The 17,565-nt window shown below is 63.0% G+C and carries 15 protein-coding genes; 8 read left to right on the top strand and 7 right to left on the bottom strand.

Translation table 11 applies throughout. The features are described 5' to 3' along the window. Positions 1 to 121: 121 nt before the first annotated feature. The 3 genes from NKH17_RS20795 to NKH17_RS20785 all read left to right on the top strand — a co-directional run bounded on the left by NKH17_RS20795 (position 122) and on the right by NKH17_RS20785 (position 4,328). The gene (locus NKH17_RS20795) at positions 122 to 1,903 is read left to right on the top strand and encodes an alpha,alpha-trehalose-phosphate synthase (UDP-forming) (RefSeq protein ID WP_352806680.1); all 1,782 of its coding nucleotides are present in this window, start codon (positions 122 to 124) and stop codon (positions 1,901 to 1,903) included. Beyond that, positions 1,900 to 2,742 (top strand): trehalose-phosphatase, encoded by an 843-nt coding sequence (otsB, locus tag NKH17_RS20790; protein ID WP_352806677.1) that lies wholly within the window; start codon positions 1,900 to 1,902, stop codon positions 2,740 to 2,742. Before NKH17_RS20795 ends, otsB begins: the two co-directional genes overlap by 4 nt. 128 nt (positions 2,743 to 2,870) lie before the next feature. Further along, on the top strand, positions 2,871 to 4,328 hold the full coding sequence (locus NKH17_RS20785) for an NCS1 family nucleobase:cation symporter-1 (RefSeq protein ID WP_352474257.1): 1,458 nt from the start codon (positions 2,871 to 2,873) through the stop codon (positions 4,326 to 4,328). A 29-nt stretch (positions 4,329 to 4,357) separates the two neighbouring features. On the opposite strand, the gene NKH17_RS20780 is transcribed toward NKH17_RS20785, so the two are convergent. From NKH17_RS20780 to tpiA, 5 genes are all read right to left on the bottom strand, one after another. Then, the gene (locus tag NKH17_RS20780; protein WP_352806674.1) at positions 4,358 to 4,897 is read right to left on the bottom strand and encodes a DUF1697 domain-containing protein; all 540 of its coding nucleotides are present in this window, start codon (positions 4,895 to 4,897) and stop codon (positions 4,358 to 4,360) included. Between the two features lie 11 nt (positions 4,898 to 4,908). Next, entirely contained in the window at positions 4,909 to 6,537 is a 1,629-nt protein-coding gene (pyrG, locus tag NKH17_RS20775) for a CTP synthase (protein ID WP_352806671.1), read from the bottom strand. 147 nt (positions 6,538 to 6,684) lie between these two features. After that, the gene (locus NKH17_RS20770) at positions 6,685 to 7,800 is read right to left on the bottom strand and encodes a L,D-transpeptidase (RefSeq protein WP_352507307.1); all 1,116 of its coding nucleotides are present in this window, start codon (positions 7,798 to 7,800) and stop codon (positions 6,685 to 6,687) included. A gap of 199 nt (positions 7,801 to 7,999) precedes the next feature. Then, positions 8,000 to 8,452 (bottom strand): preprotein translocase subunit SecG, encoded by a 453-nt coding sequence (gene secG, locus NKH17_RS20765; protein WP_254817294.1) that lies wholly within the window; start codon positions 8,450 to 8,452, stop codon positions 8,000 to 8,002. Between the two features lie 162 nt (positions 8,453 to 8,614). Beyond that, a complete protein-coding gene (gene tpiA / locus NKH17_RS20760) occupies positions 8,615 to 9,382 on the bottom strand; it encodes a triose-phosphate isomerase (RefSeq protein WP_352507308.1) in 768 nt (255 codons plus the stop codon). 141 nt (positions 9,383 to 9,523) lie between these two features. Between tpiA and NKH17_RS20755 the strand changes: the two genes are divergently transcribed. Genes NKH17_RS20755 through NKH17_RS20735 form a run of 5 tightly spaced genes read left to right on the top strand, consistent with a single transcriptional unit; the run spans position 9,524 to position 14,947 of the window. After that, positions 9,524 to 11,416 carry a SurA N-terminal domain-containing protein gene (locus NKH17_RS20755; protein ID WP_254817296.1) on the top strand — a complete coding sequence of 631 codons (1,893 nt, stop codon included), beginning with the start codon at positions 9,524 to 9,526 and terminating at the stop codon, positions 11,414 to 11,416. After that, positions 11,413 to 12,423, top strand: a complete 1,011-nt coding sequence (gene trpD, locus NKH17_RS20750; protein WP_352902265.1) for an anthranilate phosphoribosyltransferase — start codon at positions 11,413 to 11,415, stop codon at positions 12,421 to 12,423. Before NKH17_RS20755 ends, trpD begins: the two co-directional genes overlap by 4 nt. 4 nt (positions 12,424 to 12,427) lie before the next feature. Then, positions 12,428 to 13,240, top strand: a complete 813-nt coding sequence (gene trpC, locus NKH17_RS20745) for an indole-3-glycerol phosphate synthase TrpC (protein WP_352806664.1) — start codon at positions 12,428 to 12,430, stop codon at positions 13,238 to 13,240. Position 13,241: 1 nt separating this feature from the next. Further along, a complete protein-coding gene (gene moaC / locus NKH17_RS20740) occupies positions 13,242 to 13,742 on the top strand; it encodes a cyclic pyranopterin monophosphate synthase MoaC (RefSeq protein ID WP_352806661.1) in 501 nt (166 codons plus the stop codon). Then, positions 13,742 to 14,947: a molybdopterin molybdotransferase MoeA gene (locus NKH17_RS20735; RefSeq protein ID WP_352806658.1), complete on the top strand. Its 1,206-nt coding sequence runs from the start codon at positions 13,742 to 13,744 to the stop codon at positions 14,945 to 14,947. The genes moaC and NKH17_RS20735 overlap by 1 nt, the downstream gene beginning before the upstream one ends. A gap of 7 nt (positions 14,948 to 14,954) precedes the next feature. Here NKH17_RS20735 and NKH17_RS20730 read toward each other — a convergent pair whose 3' ends face one another. Both NKH17_RS20730 and kynU read right to left on the bottom strand, forming a co-directional pair. After that, entirely contained in the window at positions 14,955 to 15,785 is an 831-nt protein-coding gene (locus NKH17_RS20730) for a hormone-sensitive lipase (RefSeq protein ID WP_352806655.1), read from the bottom strand. Positions 15,786 to 15,881: 96 nt separating this feature from the next. Beyond that, positions 15,882 to 17,129, bottom strand: a complete 1,248-nt coding sequence (gene kynU, locus NKH17_RS20725; RefSeq protein ID WP_352806652.1) for a kynureninase — start codon at positions 17,127 to 17,129, stop codon at positions 15,882 to 15,884. Positions 17,130 to 17,565: the final 436 nt, after the last annotated feature.

The following is a 17,565-nucleotide window of genomic DNA, read 5'->3' as shown; positions in this document are numbered from 1 at the left end:
ACCGATAGCCTCTTTGTGCGTTGCAAAAATGGGCAGCGGGGGATGCTGTCGTCGGCACACGGCAGCGAACCAGAAAAAAATAGAAACGGCTATCGGCCGGCCGGAGGCGAGATCACATTCCATGTCAGATTATACTGTAAACCTGCTCTGGGTTTTGCTGATTGCAAGTTTTGGCTTTTCCGCTTTTGCCATTCTCCTATCGATATCCCGCCAGCGCCGCGGCCGCGCAACGGCGGCCGCATACACGCCGAGCGAGGATGTCGCGTCGGAAGCGGCACGCAAGGTGCTGCGCGAGTTCGAAAAGAATGGCCAATCGGCCGATGCGGCACTGGTCACATGGTCGCCCGACACCTTGCGCAAGATCCTGGCCGACGACCTGCCGGACGCACAGGTCATCGTGGTGTCCAACCGCGAACCCTACATCCACAACATCAAGGATGACGGCGTGCAACTTTTAGTGCCGGCCAGCGGGCTGGTTTCGGCACTCGAGCCCATCACCCGCGCCTGTGCCGGCACCTGGATCGCCTATGGCGGCGGCACGGCAGACCGCCTCACCGTCGACAAGGACGACCGGGTGCAGGTGCCGCCAGGCAATCCGTCCTACACGCTGCGCAGGGTTTGGCTGACGGAGGAGGAATATCAGGGCTATTATCTGGGTTTCGCCAATGAGGGGCTATGGCCGCTTTGCCATATCGCCTTCACCCGCCCCGTGTTTCGCGCCGCGGACTGGGACGCCTACGAGGCCGTCAACCGCAAGTTCGCCGATACGGTGGTTGCCGAAGCCCGCAACGAACGGCCGATCGTGCTGGTGCAGGACTACCATTTTGCGCTGCTGCCGCGCATGATTCGCCAGCGCCTGCCGGACGCGATAGTCATCACCTTCTGGCATATTCCCTGGCCCAATTCGGAAGTGTTCAGCATCTGTCCGTGGCGTGAGCGGATCCTGGAGGGACTGCTCGGCAGTTCGATCATCGGCTTTCATACCCAATTCCATGCCAACAACTTCACCGAAAGTGTCGATCGCTTTCTGGAGAGCCGGATAGAACGGGCAGACGCGGCAATCTCCTATGGCGGACAGACGACCTTGGTCCACGCCTATCCCATTTCCATAGAATGGCCGGCCCAATTGCTGGCAAGTTTGCCGTCTGTCGAGGAGTGCCGCGCCCGTGTCCGCGACAGATTCGGCCTGTCAGCGGATACCAAACTGTGCATCGGAGTCGAGCGCCTCGACTACACGAAAGGCATTCTCGATCGCTTCCATGCCTTGGACGAATTGTTCACGAAATATCCCGAATGGATAGGCAAGGTGGTTTTCCTGCAGATCGCGGCGCCGAGCCGGGGGACATTGCCCGCCTACCAGCAACTCCACGACGAATGCCGCCGCTATGCCGACGAGCTCAACCGACGCTATGGCAGCGAGACATACAGTCCTATCCTGATGGTTGCCGAACATCATCGGCAGGAGCAGGTCTACGAGGTCTATCGCGCCGCCGACATCTGCATGGTCACCAGCCTGCATGACGGCATGAACCTTGTCGCCAAGGAATTCGTTGCAGCGCGCGACGACGAACAGGGCGTGCTTTTGCTCAGCACCTTCGCCGGTGCCTCGCGCGAACTGCTGGAAGCACTGATCGTTAACCCCTACGATGCGGCCATGATGAGCGAGGCGCTGTTGCAGGCGCTGACGATGACGCCGGAAGAGCAGCGCGAACGTTTGCGGCCGATGCGTGAGATGGTCCGCGACAACAATGTCTACCGCTGGGCCGGCAGCATGCTGCTGGACGCCGCGCGCCTGCGCAAACGCGGCGATCTCGACAGGGTGACCGGAACCGGCGAGCGCCCGCCATCGAACACCAACAACGTCATCTCGATGTTCGAGCGGGCACGGAAGGCAGCATCGTGAAAAGCTTTGAACAACCGCCGGCGTTGAACCTGTCGGAAGGGCAATGGGCGCTCTTCCTCGACATCGACGGAACCTTGCTGGAACACGCTGCCCATCCCGACGCGGTGTTCGTCGGCGAGGAATTGCGCAATCTGCTTGGACGCATCGAGCGGCGGCTGGATGGTGCGGTCGCTTTCATCACCGGCCGATCGATTCCCGCCGTGGACAAGCTGTTCCATCCGCTGAAGCTGCGGATCGCCGGACTGTATGGGCTAGAGCACCGGCTGACTCCGACGGGTCCCATCGATGCCGCCGACACGCCGGCCGACATCGCCGCCCTTGCCGACGAGATCGAGGCCGAACTGGGCAGCGGCAAGGTCTATGTCGAGCGCAAGGGGCCGGTCCTTGCCGTTCATACAAGAGCAGCACCGCAACTGCTTGCACCCGCAATCCAGCTCGTCGAACAGGCATTGGCCCGGCTTCCGAAGGGTTATCGGGTGCTTCCGGGAAACGCCGGCGTCGAGCTCATGCCTTTGGAAGCCGTCAAAGGTGCTGCCATCCGGCGTTTCATGGCCATTCCGCCCTTTGTCGGCCGGCGGCCGATATTCCTCGGAGACGATACATCGGACGAACACGGTTTCGAGGCGATCAATGAAATTGGCGGCATCTCCATCCGCGTGAAGCCGAACGGGCCGACGGCCGCAAACTATGCCCTCGACGATGTGACCGGCGCAATAGCCTGGCTCAAGGCCAGTTTCGAGACGTCGGCGGTCTCCGGTACTCGACCGGCCGACAAGCAGGCAGAGACCGAATCAAGGGCGAAGATCAACGTCGCAGCCACGGCATCGTCCGGTCGATAAGCGCGTTTCTCATTGAATGTCTTTAAGGCCAAAGCCGGCAAATCGTCTGCTTGCCGGTTCCCCTGCGTCAGGCTTAACCTGCGTGCCATGTGTGGAGGCGCGTGCGGTTGCAAGGGGAGGACATAGCAATGACCATACAAGGCGCATCACCGGACCTGTACAATGAGGATCTCGCCCCGGCGAAGGTTCGAAACTGGGGACCGTTCTCGATCTTCAACGTCTGGACGTCGGATGTCCACAGCCTGTGGGGCTACTATCTGGCGGCCAGCCTGTTCCTGTTTTGCGGCGGCTTCGTCAACTTCATCATCGCCATCGGTATCGGTTCGCTGATCATCTATGCGTTGATGAACATGGTCGGCTATGCCGGCGTGAAGACCGGGGTGCCCTACCCTGTCCTGGCGCGTGCCTCCTTCGGCATCTGGGGCGCCAACATACCGGCGCTGGTGCGCGCCATAGTCGCCTGCTTTTGGTACGGCGCGCAGACGGCGGCGGCCTCAGGCGCGATCGTAGCTCTGCTGATCCGCTCGCAATGGTTCGCCGACTTCAACCAGAGCACACATTTCCTCGGCCACTCCGGGCTCGAGGTGATCTGCTTCGCCGTCATCTGGGCGCTGCAGCTCCTGATCATCCAGAAGGGCATGGAAACGGTGCGCCGCTTCCAGGATTGGGCCGGACCGGCGGTGTGGGTGATGATGTTGATCCTGGCCATCTATCTTTGCATCAAGGCAGGCACCTTCGCCTTCACCAGCGACATACCGATGGATGTGCTGCTGGAAAAGACGAAGGACGCGGGCGTGCCGGGCACGCCGGGCTCCTGGACCTCACTGTTTGCGGTGGCGGCTATCTGGGTGACCTATTTCTCCGCGCTCTATCTCAACTTCTGCGATTTCGCCCGCTATGCGCCGGACAAGGCATCGCTGCGCAAGGGCAACATCTGGGGCCTGCCGGTCAATCTCATCCTGTTCTCGCTTGTCGCCGGCGTCACCACGATCGCTGCCTTCGACGTTTATGGCGAAGTGCTGCTGCATCCCGACCAGATCTCGGCGAAGTTCGACAGCTGGTTCCTGGCGGCGCTCGCAGCGCTGACTTTTGCGGTGGCGACGCTCGGCATCAATGTGGTGGCGAACTTCGTGTCGCCGGCCTTTGACTTCTCCAACGTTTTTCCACGCCAGATCGACTTCAAGAAGGGCGGTTACATCGCGGCGTTGATAGCGCTTGTGCTTTATCCTTTCGCGCCCTGGGAAGGCAGTGCTGCCTCGTTCGTCAACATCATCGGCGCGACGATGGGGCCGATCTTCGGCGTGATGATGGTCGACTATTACCTGATCCGGAAGGGCGAGGTCGATGTCGAGGCGCTCTACAGGGAGAATGGCGAATTCCGCTTCCAGGGCGGCTGGCATGTCAATGCCTTCATCGCCGCCGGCATCGGCGCGGTCTTCTCCTCGATCCTGCCCAACTTCACCAGTCTGCTGCCGTCATGGTGGGGCGTCTATGGCTGGTTCTTCGGCGTGGCAATTGCCGGCGTCATCTATTACGTGCTGCGCACGATGGCACTCGGTGCCGGAGCCAGGATAGCCAAGGCTTGAGCGATTCGGGGCGGCGCAAGCCGCCCCGTTCATTCTGCGACCATCTCGGCCAGGCGGCGTACGGTGTTCCAGTTGCGCGAGGTGCCGATGCCCAGGCGTTTCTGACTGACCGCTGCAAGCAGCCGCGAACTCGGCGTCTCGCGCGAAAAGACGATCCAGATGTCGCCGCCGACAATCCGCAGCTTCTCGCCCTCGCCGGCATAGGCCTCAAGCGCCGCGGCGGCCTCGTCGCGAACGGGCGCCCGCATCACGCGCACCGCCACCTGGTCCGCGGCCTCAGCCGATTCGGCTGGGAACGGATTGCCGGCCGCCAGCTTCAGCCAGCCGTCGGCGCGGCGCACGACGATGTCGACGTGGCGGCCGAAAGTCTTTGCGAACGCCGCCTCCAGCCGCTGCTCCAACGCCGCAAGTTCTGTTTCTTGCGCCTCGAAAACAAGATTGCCAGTCGCCACCAGCGTGCGCGGGTTATTCAGGCCCAGGCCTTCGGCCATCGCCTTCAGATCGGACATGACAACCCGCCGCCCCTCGCCCAGGACAATGCTGTAGAGCAGCGCGACGTAAGTTTGCATGGGCGGCTAGTCTAGACCAGCCGCGACTGCTCTACCGCCGCCTCGATGAAGCTGGCAAACAGCGGGTGTGGATCGAGCGGCCGGCTTTTCAGCTCGGGATGGTACTGCACGCCGATGAACCAGGGGTGGTCTGGATATTCGACCGTTTCCGGCAGCACGCCGTCCGGCGACATGCCGGCAAACACCAGGCCGCAATTCTCGAGCCGCTCCTTGTAGTCGACATTGACCTCGTAGCGGTGACGATGGCGTTCGGAAATCTGGGTATCGCCATAGATCTCAGCGATCTTCGATCCCTTGGCGAGGTCGGCCTGGTAGGCACCGAGCCGCATGGTACCGCCAAGGTCGCCGGTTTCCCTGCGCTTTTCCAGCATGTTGCCCTTCAGCCATTCGGTCATCAAGCCGACGACCGGCTCCTCGGTCGGGCCGAACTCGGTCGATGATGCGTGCTCGACGCCGGCCAGCGAACGCGCCGCCTCGATGCAGGCCATCTGCATGCCGAAGCAGATGCCGAAATACGGCACCTTGCGCTCGCGCGCGAACTTCGCCGCCAGGATCTTGCCCTCCGAGCCGCGCTCGCCAAAACCGCCGGGGACGAGAATGCCATGGACCTTCTCCAGCCACGGCGCCGGGTCTTCCTTCTCGAATATCTCGCTTTCGATCCAGTCGAGCTTGACCTTCACCCGGTTGGCAAGGCCGCCATGCGACAGCGCCTCGATCAGCGATTTGTAGGCGTCCTTGAGGCCCGTATATTTGCCGACGACGGCAATGGTCACTTCGCCTTCCGGATTGTGGATGCGGTTGGACACCGCTTGCCACCGTTCCATGCGCGGCTTCGGCGCCGGATCGATGCCGAAGGCGGCCAGCACTTCCGAATCCAGCCCTTCATTGTGATAGGCCATCGGCACGTCGTAGATGTGCGGGACGTCGAGCGCCTGGATGACGGCGCTTTCGCGGACATTGCAGAACAGCGACAGCTTTCTGCGCTCTTCCTTGGGGATCGGCCGGTCGGCGCGGACCAGCAGTATGTCGGGTGCAATGCCGATGCCGCGCAACTCCTTGACCGAATGCTGCGTCGGCTTGGTCTTCAGTTCGCCTGCCGTCGGAATGTAAGGCATTAAGGTCAGGTGGACGTAGACGGCGTTGTTGCGCGGCAGGTCGTTGCCGAGCTGGCGGATCGCCTCCAGGAACGGCATCGCTTCGATGTCGCCGACGGTGCCGCCGATCTCGCACAGCACGAAATCGTAATCGTCATTGCCGTTGAGGATGAAGTTCTTGATCTCGTCGGTGACGTGCGGAATGACCTGCACGGTGGCGCCGAGATAGTCGCCGCGCCGCTCGCGCTCGATGATGTTCTTATAGATCCGGCCGGTGGTGATGTTGTCTTGCTGGTTGGCCGAGCGGCCGGTGAAGCGCTCATAATGGCCAAGATCGAGATCGGTCTCGGCCCCGTCATCGGTCACGAAGACTTCGCCGTGCTGATAGGGCGACATCGTGCCGGGATCGACATTGAGATAGGGATCGAGCTTTTTGATGCGTGCGCGATAGCCCCGCGCCTGCAAGAGAGCCCCAAGGGCCGCCGCAGCAATGCCTTTTCCAAGTGAGGAAACCACGCCGCCTGTGATGAATACATATCGCGCCATGGGAGTCATCGCTTAACGCGGCCGAATTGATTCCGCCAGAGAAAAAACCGCCGCGAAGGCTTTTTCCCAAGAAGGCGCTCTGGTCGTTGGCGTATCAAAACAAAAGGGCCGGCGAGGCCGGCCCTTTTGGCACGATCTGTCAAAGCGTCAGATGATGACGACTTTGGTGCCTACTTTCACCCGGCGGTAAAGGTCCATGACGTGCTCGTTGATCATGCGGAAGCAGCCATTGGAGGCGCTGGTTCCGATCGACTGCGGCGCGATGGTGCCGTGAATGCGCAGGTGGGTATCCTTCTTGCCGTCGTAAAGATAGATGGCGCGCGCACCGAGCGGATTGTCGCCGCCGCCGGGCATACCGTCCTTGTATTGGCCATAGTGCTTGGGTTCGCGCTTTTGCATATCCAGCGTCGGAATCCAGCGCGGCCATTCCTGCTTGTCGCCGACGGCAACCGTACCCTTGAACTGCAGGCCTTCCCGGCCGACCGCGATGGCATAACGGCGGGCGGTTGACGATGATTCGACGAGGTAGAGACGGCGAGCGCTGGTATCGATGACGATGGTGCCCGGGTTGTAGCCAGTGAATTCGACCTCCTGCGGCACGAATTCCGGCTTGACCTTGAACTGCCGCTTGGCCTGCTTCCTTTCGAGTGCGGCGTCGAGCGCGCGTGTTTCCGGAAGCAGCGACATTGACGACGAAGTTGTGCCGCCGAACAGTCCCGCGAACAGCCCGACGCTCTGCGGCTTCTGCCCCACCGGTTCGCTGCGCAACTCGCCATTGTTGCCGGTCAGGGCAACGTTCATGGCCTCGGCCGGGATCGGCTCGGCCGACTGGATCGGCGCAATCGGTTCGATGATGTTGAGGGTCTTCTTCTTCTTGGCTGGCGTAGCGTCAGCCACCTTCGCCGCCGCGAGCGGCTGGCTCTTCTTGGCAAGGAATGCCTGCCGTTCCGCATCGGCTTTGGCTTTCGCCGCCTCCCGCATCGCCAGCTTCCTGGCTTCGAGTGCTTTGGCGCGAGCGGCTTCCTTGTCGGCTGCGATCTTGGCTTCGATCTTGCGGATCTGCGCAAGGTCGTCCGGCGTCGGATCTTTCTTCTTCTTGAGAAGCTTCAATTGCGCCGCATCGCTTTTGGCAGCGACGTTGACGACGTCGGTTGTTGCTGCGGCTTTATGGGCCGAGTTTGCCGTCGGCATGGCCGCGTAAGCGGGCGCACCTAGGCTGAGCACGGCACAAAGGCCGGCAAAAATGAAGCTGCGAAGCTGCATGGGGAAGATCCGATCGTTCAATGCTTGTTGCCCACGGCATCGCCCGGCGCCCCCCAAGGACGCCGAGAATGCCGCGTGCAACCTATAATCGATTAGCCGGAAGCGCCTCAAGCGCGCGGTGCGGTCGAATCTTCGTGATCGTGCGGCATTTGCCGCGACTGTGTTCAAACGACAACAGATCGCGGCATAAGATGCCCGATTACTGGTTGGGGACCTGCGGCGTGGCCGGCGCGGTGGCGCCGTTTGTCGCTGGCGGCGTCGCCGGAGCGGTTGCCGGCGGCGTCGTTGCCGCGCCATTGCCGGACGGCGGGGTCGGCGCCGTGGTGCCCGAAGGCGGCGTCGGCGTCGTGGTTCCGGGCAATTGGTTGAGTACGCCCTTGCCTGCCCCGTCCGAGGTCGCCGGCACGCGATCGAGAATGTCGATCGGCTTCTCGCCATAGCGCGCTACGATCGACAGTGTCAGCGAAGTGACGAAGAAAGCTGCGGCCAGGATCGCCGTCGCCCGCGTCAGCGCATTGGCGGCGCCACGCGCGGTCATGAAGCCCGATCCGCCGCCGATGCCGAGGCCGCCGCCTTCGGAGCGCTGCAGCAGCACCACGCCGACAAGCGCGAGCACGACCATGAGGTGGACGACGATCAGTACGGTTTCCATAATTTATCCTGGCAAGGCCTGGTGCGGCCGCTGATTTGGAGGCGGCTCAATACAATGCTTTGACGGCATTTCCAAGCCCGTGGCCGGAATATGGGAAGCAATGCGTCCTTTGCAACGATTTCGGCGCCGGCCGTCCGCTCAAATGCAGCAAGCAGCCTTGTATCAAGCGATGTTTCGATAGGCTTCCGCGATGCCGAGGAAGTCCGCCGCCTTTAGGCTGGCGCCGCCGACCAGCGCGCCATCGACATTCCTGACGCCTAGCAACTCGACGGCGTTGGACGGCTTGACCGAGCCGCCGTAGAGAATGCGCATCTTGGCCGCCGTATTGCCGAGCTTCCGGGCCAGTTCTTCGCGGATATGCGCATGTGCCTCGGCGACGTCGGCGGCGGTCGGGGTCAAGCCGGTGCCGATCGCCCATACCGGCTCATAGGCAATGACGGTGTTGGAAGCCGTGGCGTTTGGCGGGACCGAGCCAGCGACCTGGCGCGACAGCACGTCGAGCGTGGCTCCTGCTTCGCGTTCGGCTCTTGTCTCACCAATGCAGATGATGGCCACCAGCCCGGCACGCCATGCGGCGGAGGCCTTGGCCTGCACTAAGGCATCGTCCTCCTTGCGATCGGCGCGGCATTCGGAATGGCCGACAATGACATGGCTGGCTCCAGCATCCTTCAGCATCTCGGCCGAAATGCAGCCGGTATAGGCGCCGCTTTCCTCGGTGTGGCAATCCTCTCCGCCGGCCCGCACCGGTGTGCGCGACAGAATCTCGGCGGCGTGCGCAAGTAAGGTCGCCGGCACGCAGAGCACCGCTTCGGTCTCGGCGTCGAGCCCGCTCATGAAGCCGTTGCCGATCATCCTGAGCTCGTTGAGCGAGGCGCTGGTACCGTTCATTTTCCAGTTGCCGGCGACGAGCGGGCGGATTCCAGGCGTCATGGGATTGTTTCTCCGGGCAATTTCCAGCTGGCCCTCACTATCAAAATCAGGCCACAAAGCAATCGACAGTGAGCAGGAAGGGCGCTATTGCGCTTGTTTCAGACTCGGCGCATGCGAAATGCGCAAAAATCGGAAGTACTCATGCTTGGTATGTTGAGAAGTGCGGCGGGGACCTGGGTCGCGAAACTGCTGCTGTCATTGTTGGTGTTGAGCTTCGCCGTCTGGGGTATCTCGGGACGGCTGATGGGCGGTCTTGCCGGCCATGACGCCGTGATCACGGCCGGAGGCACCAAGGTCTCTATCAACGAATACCGCCTCGCCTACGATCGCCAGCTCAGCGTCATGTCGCAGCAATTCGGCCAGCGCATCAGCCGTGAGCAGGCGACGGCGCTCGGCATCGACAACCAGGTGCTGGCGCAACTCGTATCGGGTGCCGTCCTCGACGAGCAGGCCCGCAAGCTCGGCCTCGGCCTGTCCAAGGACCGGCTCGCCGAACTGACGCGTGAAGACCCGGCGTTCAAAGGGCCTGCCGGAACCTTCGACAGGAGAACGTTCGAGTACCTGCTTCGGCAGATCGGCATGCGGCCGGAAGACTATTTGAAGAACCGCGCCCAGGTCGCGGTCCGCCAGCAGATCGTCGAGGCGGTTTCGGACGGCCTCAAGGCCCCTGATACATTCTTCAAGGCGGTCGCGCTCTATCGCGGCGAAGATCGCACCATCGACTACCTGACCTTGCCGAAATCGCTTGTCGAGCCGATAGAAGCGCCGTCCGACAGCGTGCTTTCGGCCTATTTCGAGGAAAACAAGAAAACCTACGCCGCTCCCGAATACCGCAAGTTCTCCTATGTCAGGCTCGAGCCGGAAGACATCATGGATTTGAGCGCGGTGACCGACCAACAGGTCAGCGACGACTACAACAAGAACAAGGCGCGCTACACCACGCCGGAGATGCGCACCATCGAGCAGCTTGTATTCAAGACGCCTGATGCCGCAAAGGCGGCGCTCGATTCGCTCAGGACCGGCGCGACCTTCGACAAGATCGTCGCCGCCGAGGGCAAGACCCCGGCCGACACGCTGCTCGGCACGCTGGCCAAGGACAAGATCGCTGACAAGGCGGTCGCCGACGCTGCCTTCAAGCTCAACGTCAATGAGGTCAGCCCGGTCGTACAAGGCGCATTTGGTCCCGTTCTGCTGCGCGTCACCGAGATCAAGCCGGAAGTGGTGAAGCCGCTGGCCGAAGTATCCGAGCAGATCCGCAAGGACCTGGCACTGGGCGAGGCAAGCCGCATCTTGCTGGACGTGCACGACAATTACGAGGATACGCGCGCCTCGGGCAGTTCGCTCGCCGAGGCAGCCGCCAAATTGAAGCTGAAGGTCGTCACCATCGACGCCATCGACCGCACCGGCCAACGGCCGGATGGAAGCATCGTCAAAGACCTGCCGGAATCGCCGGCGCTCATCAAGGCGGTGTTCGAATCCGAACCCGGAACCGACAATGAAGGTCTCACCACCGCCGATAACGGCTTCGTCTTCTACGACGTGAGCGCGATCACGCCGGCCCGTGACCGCACGTTGGACGAAGTCCGCCAGAAGGTCGTGGCCGACTGGACCGCGGCGGAGACCACCAAACGGCTCACCGCAAAAGCACAAGAGCTCGAGAAGCGTCTCAAGGCCGGCGCCACGCTCGAGGTGATCGCCGGTGAGCTCAAGCTCGAAAAACAGACCAAACGCGGCGTCAAGCGCGATGCTGACGACGTCGATTTCGGCAAGGAAGGGGCCGCCGCGATGTTCGGCGTCGGCGAAGGCGGCACCGGGCTGATCCCCTCGCCCACCGGCGACGGACAGATCCTGTTCAAGGTTGCCGAGGTATTCGAGCCCGCCGGGGCCGACGCCAGCTCAGTACCCCAGGACGCACAGAAATCCTTCACATCCGGCATGTCCGACGACCTGCTCGACCAGTTAGTAGCGCAGTTGCAGACGCAATATGACGTCCGCATTGATCAGACTGCCGTAACCCAAGCCCTGGCCAGATGAGCGCACTGAAGATCCACATCGCCAAGGTCGCCGCCGGCAGCGCTCTTTCTTTCGAGGAGGCGCGCGAGGCCTTCGACATTATCATGTCGGGCGATGCTACTCCGGGCCAGATAGGCGGCTTCCTGATGGCATTGCGCGTGCGCGGCGAGACCGTCAGCGAGATCGCCGGCGCTGTCGCCACCATGCGCGCCAAGATGCTGCGCGTCGAAGCCCCCGAGGGCGCCATCGACATTGTCGGCACCGGCGGCGACAATTCGCACAGCGTCAACATTTCGACCGCATCCGCCTTCGTCATCGCCGGCAGCGGCGTGCCCGTCGCCAAGCACGGCAATCGCGGACTGTCCTCGCTGACCGGCGCCGCCGATGTGCTGATCGCATTGGGCGTCAAGATCGACATCCCTCCGGAGACGGTCGGCCGCTGTATTCACGAGGCCGGCGTTGGCTTCATGTTCGCTCCGGCGCATCACCCGGCGATGAAGCATGTCGGCCCGACCCGGGTCGAGCTCGGCACCCGCACCATCTTCAACCTGCTGGGCCCGCTTTCCAATCCGGCCAGTGTCAGACGGCAGATGATCGGCGTGTTCCTGCCCGAATGGATCATGCCGGTGGCAGAAACGTTGAAGGAGCTTGGCGCCGACCACGCCTGGGTCGTCCATGGCGACGGCTATGACGAGATCACCACCACCGGCGAAACGCAGGTCGCCGAATTGGCCGGCGGCGAGATACGCAGCTTTGTGCTGACCCCGGAAGCAGTCGGGCTGACGCGTCACACCAAGCACGAGTTGCGCGGCGGCGACGCCGCCCACAACGCCCAGGCACTGCGCGACATGCTGGGCGGCGCCGCTGGCGCCTTTCGCGATACGGTGCTGATGAATGCCGGCGCCGGGCTGGTGGTAGCCGGCAAGGCGACGACGCTTGCCGACGGCATGGTAACGGCGGCGCAGGCCATCGACAGCGGCCGCGCGCTGAAAGTGCTCGACAGGCTGGTCGAGATTTCGAACGGTTAAAACCATGTCCGACATCCTGCGCAAGATCGAGGCTTACAAGCGCGACGAGATCGCGGCGGCCAAGGCACGCGTGCCATTGGTCGAGATCAAGGCACGGGCGACGGATGCCGACGCGCCGCGCGGATTTCTTTCCGCCCTTGAAGCAACGCGCAAATCCGGCGGGTTTGCGCTGATTGCCGAAATCAAGAAAGCTAGCCCATCCAAAGGCCTGATCCGCGCCGATTTCGATCCGCCGGCGCTGGCCAGGGCCTATGCGAAAGCCGGTGCCGCCTGCCTTTCGGTGCTGACCGACACACCCTCTTTCCAAGGCGCGCCCGAATTCCTCACCGCTGCGCGCGCTGCCGTCGAGTTGCCTACCTTACGCAAGGATTTCCTGTTCGACCCCTATCAGGTCTACGAGGCCAGGGCATGGGGCGCCGATGCCATCCTGATCATTATGGCCAGCGTCGACGACGCGTTGGCAAGAGAACTCGAAGCGACAGCTTTCGGGCTCGGCATGGACGCGCTGGTCGAAGTGCATGACGAGGCTGAAATGGAACGCGCGCTGCAGCTGTCGTCGCGGCTGATCGGTATCAACAACCGCAATCTCCGGACCTTCGAAACTACCCTGGAGACCTCGGAACGGCTGGCAGCGATTGTGCCGGCCGACCGCCTTCTGGTCAGCGAGAGCGGTATCTTTTCGCATGACGATTGCCTCCGGCTGGAGCGGAGCGGCATCGCCACTTTTCTGGTCGGCGAGAGCCTGATGCGTCAGCAGGACGTGGCTGCGGCAACGCGCCTGCTGTTGACGGGCAAGGCGCCGGCAGAGGCGGTCTGAGATGGCGCCCGCCCTCACCCATCTTGGCGCGCAGGGCGAAGCCAACATGGTCGATGTCGGCGACAAGGCTGAGACGGTGCGCACGGCAGTCGCGGAAGGTTTTGTCGCGATGCGGCCCGAGACGCTGGACGTGATCCTCGCCGGCGACGCCAAGAAGGGCGACGTGCTGGGCACCGCGCGCATTGCCGGCATCATGGCGGCCAAGAAGACGCATGAGCTGATCCCGCTTTGCCATCCGCTGCTGCTGACCAGGATATCTGTCGATATCGAGCCGGACGTCGCACTGCCCGGCCTGAAGGTGACGGCATTGACCCGCGTCACTGGCAAGACCGGCGTTGAAATGGAGGCCTTGAGTGCCGTCTCGGTCGCTTGCCTGACCATCTACGACATGGCCAAGGCGGTCGACCGCGCCATGGTCATCTCCGGCATCAGGCTGGTTGAAAAGACCGGCGGTAAATCCGGCGACTACAAGATCACCGGGGCCACCGAGGCAGGCCGCTAATGGCGCTGGTCCCAGTTGCCGAGGCGCTCGAGCGCCTGCTGGACGGAGCAGTTGCGCTGCCGGGCGAACGTGTCGCGCTGCTGGATGCCGCCGACCGCGTGCTGGCGGAGCCGGTTGTGGCGCTCCGCACCCAGCCGCCGTTCAACGCCTCCGCCATGGACGGCTATGCCGTGCGGGCGGCTGACATCGCGTCCCTACCCGCAAGGCTTTCGGTGATCGGCATAGCGCCGGCCGGACGCGGCTTTGCCGGAACGGTGCAGCAGCGGCAGGCCGTGCGCATCTTTACCGGCGCGCCGCTTCCCGAAGGCACCGACACTATCGTCATCCAGGAGAACGTCCGCGACCTCGGCGGCGGCAGCGTCGAAGTGACAGAGCCGACGGTGCAGGGGCGCAACATCCGCCGCCTTGGGCTCGATTTCGCCAAGGGCGATGTCCTGCTGCCCAAAGGCCGCCTGCTCGATTCGGCCGCCTTGTCGCTGGCGGCATCGGCCAATCACCCCGAGGTCGGCGTGGTCAAACGGCCGCTGGTCGCCATCATCGCCACCGGCGACGAATTGCTGCCGCCGGGCAGCGAGCTTGGCCCCGACCAGATCATCTCCTCTAACGCCTATGGTGTCGCTGCCGCCGCACAGTCGGTCGATGCGCGGGCGCTCGACCTCGGTATCGCGCCGGACCGCAGGGAGGCGATCGCGGCATTGGTTGAAAAGGCCGTGAAGGCTGGCGCGAACGTCATCGTCACGCTGGGCGGTGCCTCGGTCGGCGACCACGACTTCGTCCATGACGTGCTGACCGGGCAAGGCATGACGCTCGATTTCTGGAAGATCGCCATGCGACCGGGCAAGCCGCTGATGTTCGGGCGGCTGGGCGACGTTCGCTGCATCGGCCTGCCCGGCAACCCCGTGGCGAGCCTGGTCTGCGCTCAGCTCTTCCTGAAGCCGCTGCTGGCACGGCTCGGCGGCCGCGCCTTTCAGCAGGATATCCGTCGGGCACGGCTCGGTGCTGCCATGCCGGCCAACGATCTCAGGCAAGATTATGTGCGGGCTGTTGTCACAGACGACGCTGGTGCGCTCGTGGCGACGCCGTTCGGCATCCAGGACTCCTCGATGCTGAAAATGCTGGCCGATGCCAACGGGCTGATCGTCCGCGCGCCGTTCGCGCCTGCTGCGGCGGCGGGCTCCCCCTGCGACGTGCTGATGCTACGCTGAACCTGCCTCACTCCGAAATCAAGGTCCGGGTCAGCGGATGGTCTGGATCGGCCAAACCGTCGATGATGTTGAAATGATGCCGGTCGGGCTCGACTACGGAGCTGGTCGCGGCACCCAGGCCGATCCAGATGTTGGCCAGCAACGCGCTCTGGCGCAGGAATTCGGCGCGCTCGCCGCCGCCGGCCCAGCAGGTCAGGCGGGCCTTTTCCATCGGGCGCAGCAGCACCGGACTTTCGGCCTGCGCCTCGGCCTCATCGATCGCCAGCGTCTCGTTCATGCCGGTGCGCATGATCGGGCGCAAATCATGCACCCCCGAGATCGACACCACGTGACGAACGCGCCGGACCACTTCGGGCGCCAGCGGCGTCGTCCTGGTAACCATCCGGCTAACAAGATGGCCGCCGGCCGAGTGCCCGGTCAGCATCAGCGGCCCTGCGACCATCGCCGCCGCCTTGCCTATCGCCGCGCCGACTTCCTTGACGATGCTGCCAATGCGTATCTGCGGACAGAGCGTGTAGGACGGCATGGCAACTGCATAGCCGCGATCAACAGCGCCCGCGGCAAGATGTGACCAGAAACTCTTGTCGAATGCCATCCAGTAGCCGCCATGGACGAACACCACGACCCCCTTCGGCTTGGTGGCCGGCAGGAAAAGATCGAACCGGTTGCGTGGGTTATCGCCATAGGCCAGGTCGAGCCGCGCCCTGCCCTCGGTCGAAAGCGCCTCGCGGAAAACCTGCGCGGGCTCGACCCAGGCCGCCGGCCAGCGATCGCTGCCGGCTATGTTGGCGCCGTTGGCATAGGCGTTGTCCCAATCGGCAATGTGACGTTCGAACACCCGGCGCCCTCCCTTGCAATATGGCCTTGCAACCTAGCCGCGAGCATCGCGCGGCGCGTCGTCGCCAGCCTCACGATTCCAGCTCTCGCATGAATCTCAAGTGACAGCCGCCTTGATGGCGAAGCGCGCATCCTTCCACGCACCGGTGCGCAGGATGTCCTCAAGCACTTCGACGGCCTGCCAGACATCGGCATAGCCGACATAGAGCGGGGTGAAGCCGAAGCGCATGGTCGATGGCGCGCGAAAATCGCCGATCACACCACGTTCGATCAGCGCGCGCATGATCTGGTAGCCATGCTCATGCATGAATGAAATCTGGCTGCCGCGTTTTTCCCCGTCGCGCGTGCTTTCGAGCGTTAGCCCGTAAGCGCCGCACTTTGCCTCGACAAGCTCGATGAACAGATCGGCCAGTGCGATGCTCTTCTTGCGCACCGCAGTCATGTCGACATCGTCCCAGACGTCGAGCGCGCCCTTCAGCGTGCGCATCGAAAGGATCGGCTGGGTGCCGCACAGAAACCGGCGGATGCCGGTGCCGGCCGCATAGCCTGGCTCGAAGGCGAAGGGCCGTGCATGGCCCCACCAGCCGGTGAGCGGCTGCTGGATATCGGAAAGATGCCGCTCAGCCGCATAGATGAAGGCAGGCGCGCCCGGGCCGCCATTCAGATATTTATAGGTGCAGCCAACGGCAAAATCGGCGTTGGCTTTGTCGAGTTCGACTGGCATCGCGCCGGCGGTGTGGCAGAGATCCCAGACGATCATCGCCCCGGCTTCCTGGGCCCTGCGCGTCAGCGCCGGCATGTCGCGCAGTTCGCCCGATTTGTAGTTGACGTGGTTGACCAGCACCACGGCGGTGCGTTCGTCGATCAGCTCCTCAATGGTCGGCGCGTCGACCCCCGAGAGGTGCAGCAGCGCATCTTTTCGCGTCGAAACCACACCCTCCGCCATGTAGAGGTCTGTCGGAAAACTATCGCCCTCGGCGACGATGGCCTGCCGCTCCGGTCGCATGGCCATGGCTGCGTGCAACAGCTTGTAGATGTTGACCGACGTCGTGTCGCAGACCACCGTCTGGCCGGCCGCGGCGCCGATCAGGCGCCCGAGCTGGTCGCCAAGTTCAAGCGGCATGTTGAACCAGCCGGCCGTGTTCCATGCGCGGATGAGATCATGCGACCATTCTTCGGTCGCGGCCTTGTACAGTTCATCGAAAGCGGCACGTGAAGCAGCTCCTAGCGAATTGCCGTCGAGATAGATCACTCCTTGCGGCAGCACAAAGCGGTCACGTATCGCGCCCAGCGGATCCGCGGCATCCATCGCCTTTACGGCCACGAGATCGGGAATTCCCGTCATGATTTGCCTGCTCCCCCAAAATCCAACGCAACGCCGGACACGCATCAACTGTTCTTCCATTACCGGGTAGCGCGTAGCAAGGCTCCACCGGCGAGAAGCAGCAGGCGGTGGAAACCGGGACTTAACCCCGAGGTTGGCGCTTTGAGTTCGTTTCGTTCACGGTGCATTGACCAAACCGCACATTCGATAGGGGTTCACTTCCGTGCCCTTTGCCGGCGGACGGCCGATGCCAATGCGCCCTTCCGGGACGCCAGAAGGGCGCAAACGAAAGCAGAATCAAGGCGATGAGGCTCGCGGCGGCGAAAATACGGTACGCCGGTAGGGGACGTCGTTTGTTTCCCGAGCCTTAACGTATTCATTAAACTTTAAACAGTTGCGGAACACAACTGGAACAGATAGTGTCTGTTCTGGGTTTGTTTTCTGATTCTGTTGGGGG

This window comes from Mesorhizobium sp. M1334, assembly GCF_040317995.1.
In the GTDB taxonomy this organism is placed as follows: domain Bacteria; phylum Pseudomonadota; class Alphaproteobacteria; order Rhizobiales; family Rhizobiaceae; genus Mesorhizobium.
The sequence above is the reverse complement of the archived record's forward strand: the minus strand, read 5'-3'. Positions and strand labels throughout refer to the sequence as shown.

Excerpts from the sequence above, each read along its gene's own strand:
- kynU (WP_352806652.1), bottom strand. The coding sequence starts at position 17,129 with ATGACGGGAATTCCCGATCTCGTGGCCGTAAAGGCGATGGATGCCGCG.
- trpC (WP_352806664.1), top strand. The coding sequence starts at position 12,428 with ATGTCCGACATCCTGCGCAAGATCGAGGCTTACAAGCGCGACGAGATC.
- moaC (WP_352806661.1), top strand. The coding sequence starts at position 13,242 with ATGGCGCCCGCCCTCACCCATCTTGGCGCGCAGGGCGAAGCCAACATG.
- NKH17_RS20795 (WP_352806680.1), top strand. The coding sequence starts at position 122 with ATGTCAGATTATACTGTAAACCTGCTCTGGGTTTTGCTGATTGCAAGT.
- NKH17_RS20735 (WP_352806658.1), top strand. The coding sequence starts at position 13,742 with ATGGCGCTGGTCCCAGTTGCCGAGGCGCTCGAGCGCCTGCTGGACGGA.
- NKH17_RS20785 (WP_352474257.1), top strand. The coding sequence starts at position 2,871 with ATGACCATACAAGGCGCATCACCGGACCTGTACAATGAGGATCTCGCC.
- secG (WP_254817294.1), bottom strand. The coding sequence starts at position 8,452 with ATGGAAACCGTACTGATCGTCGTCCACCTCATGGTCGTGCTCGCGCTT.
- NKH17_RS20755 (WP_254817296.1), top strand. The coding sequence starts at position 9,524 with ATGCTTGGTATGTTGAGAAGTGCGGCGGGGACCTGGGTCGCGAAACTG.
- pyrG (WP_352806671.1), bottom strand. The coding sequence starts at position 6,537 with ATGGCGCGATATGTATTCATCACAGGCGGCGTGGTTTCCTCACTTGGA.
- NKH17_RS20780 (WP_352806674.1), bottom strand. The coding sequence starts at position 4,897 with ATGCAAACTTACGTCGCGCTGCTCTACAGCATTGTCCTGGGCGAGGGG.
- trpD (WP_352902265.1), top strand. The coding sequence starts at position 11,413 with ATGAGCGCACTGAAGATCCACATCGCCAAGGTCGCCGCCGGCAGCGCT.
- tpiA (WP_352507308.1), bottom strand. The coding sequence starts at position 9,382 with ATGACGCCTGGAATCCGCCCGCTCGTCGCCGGCAACTGGAAAATGAAC.
- NKH17_RS20770 (WP_352507307.1), bottom strand. The coding sequence starts at position 7,800 with ATGCAGCTTCGCAGCTTCATTTTTGCCGGCCTTTGTGCCGTGCTCAGC.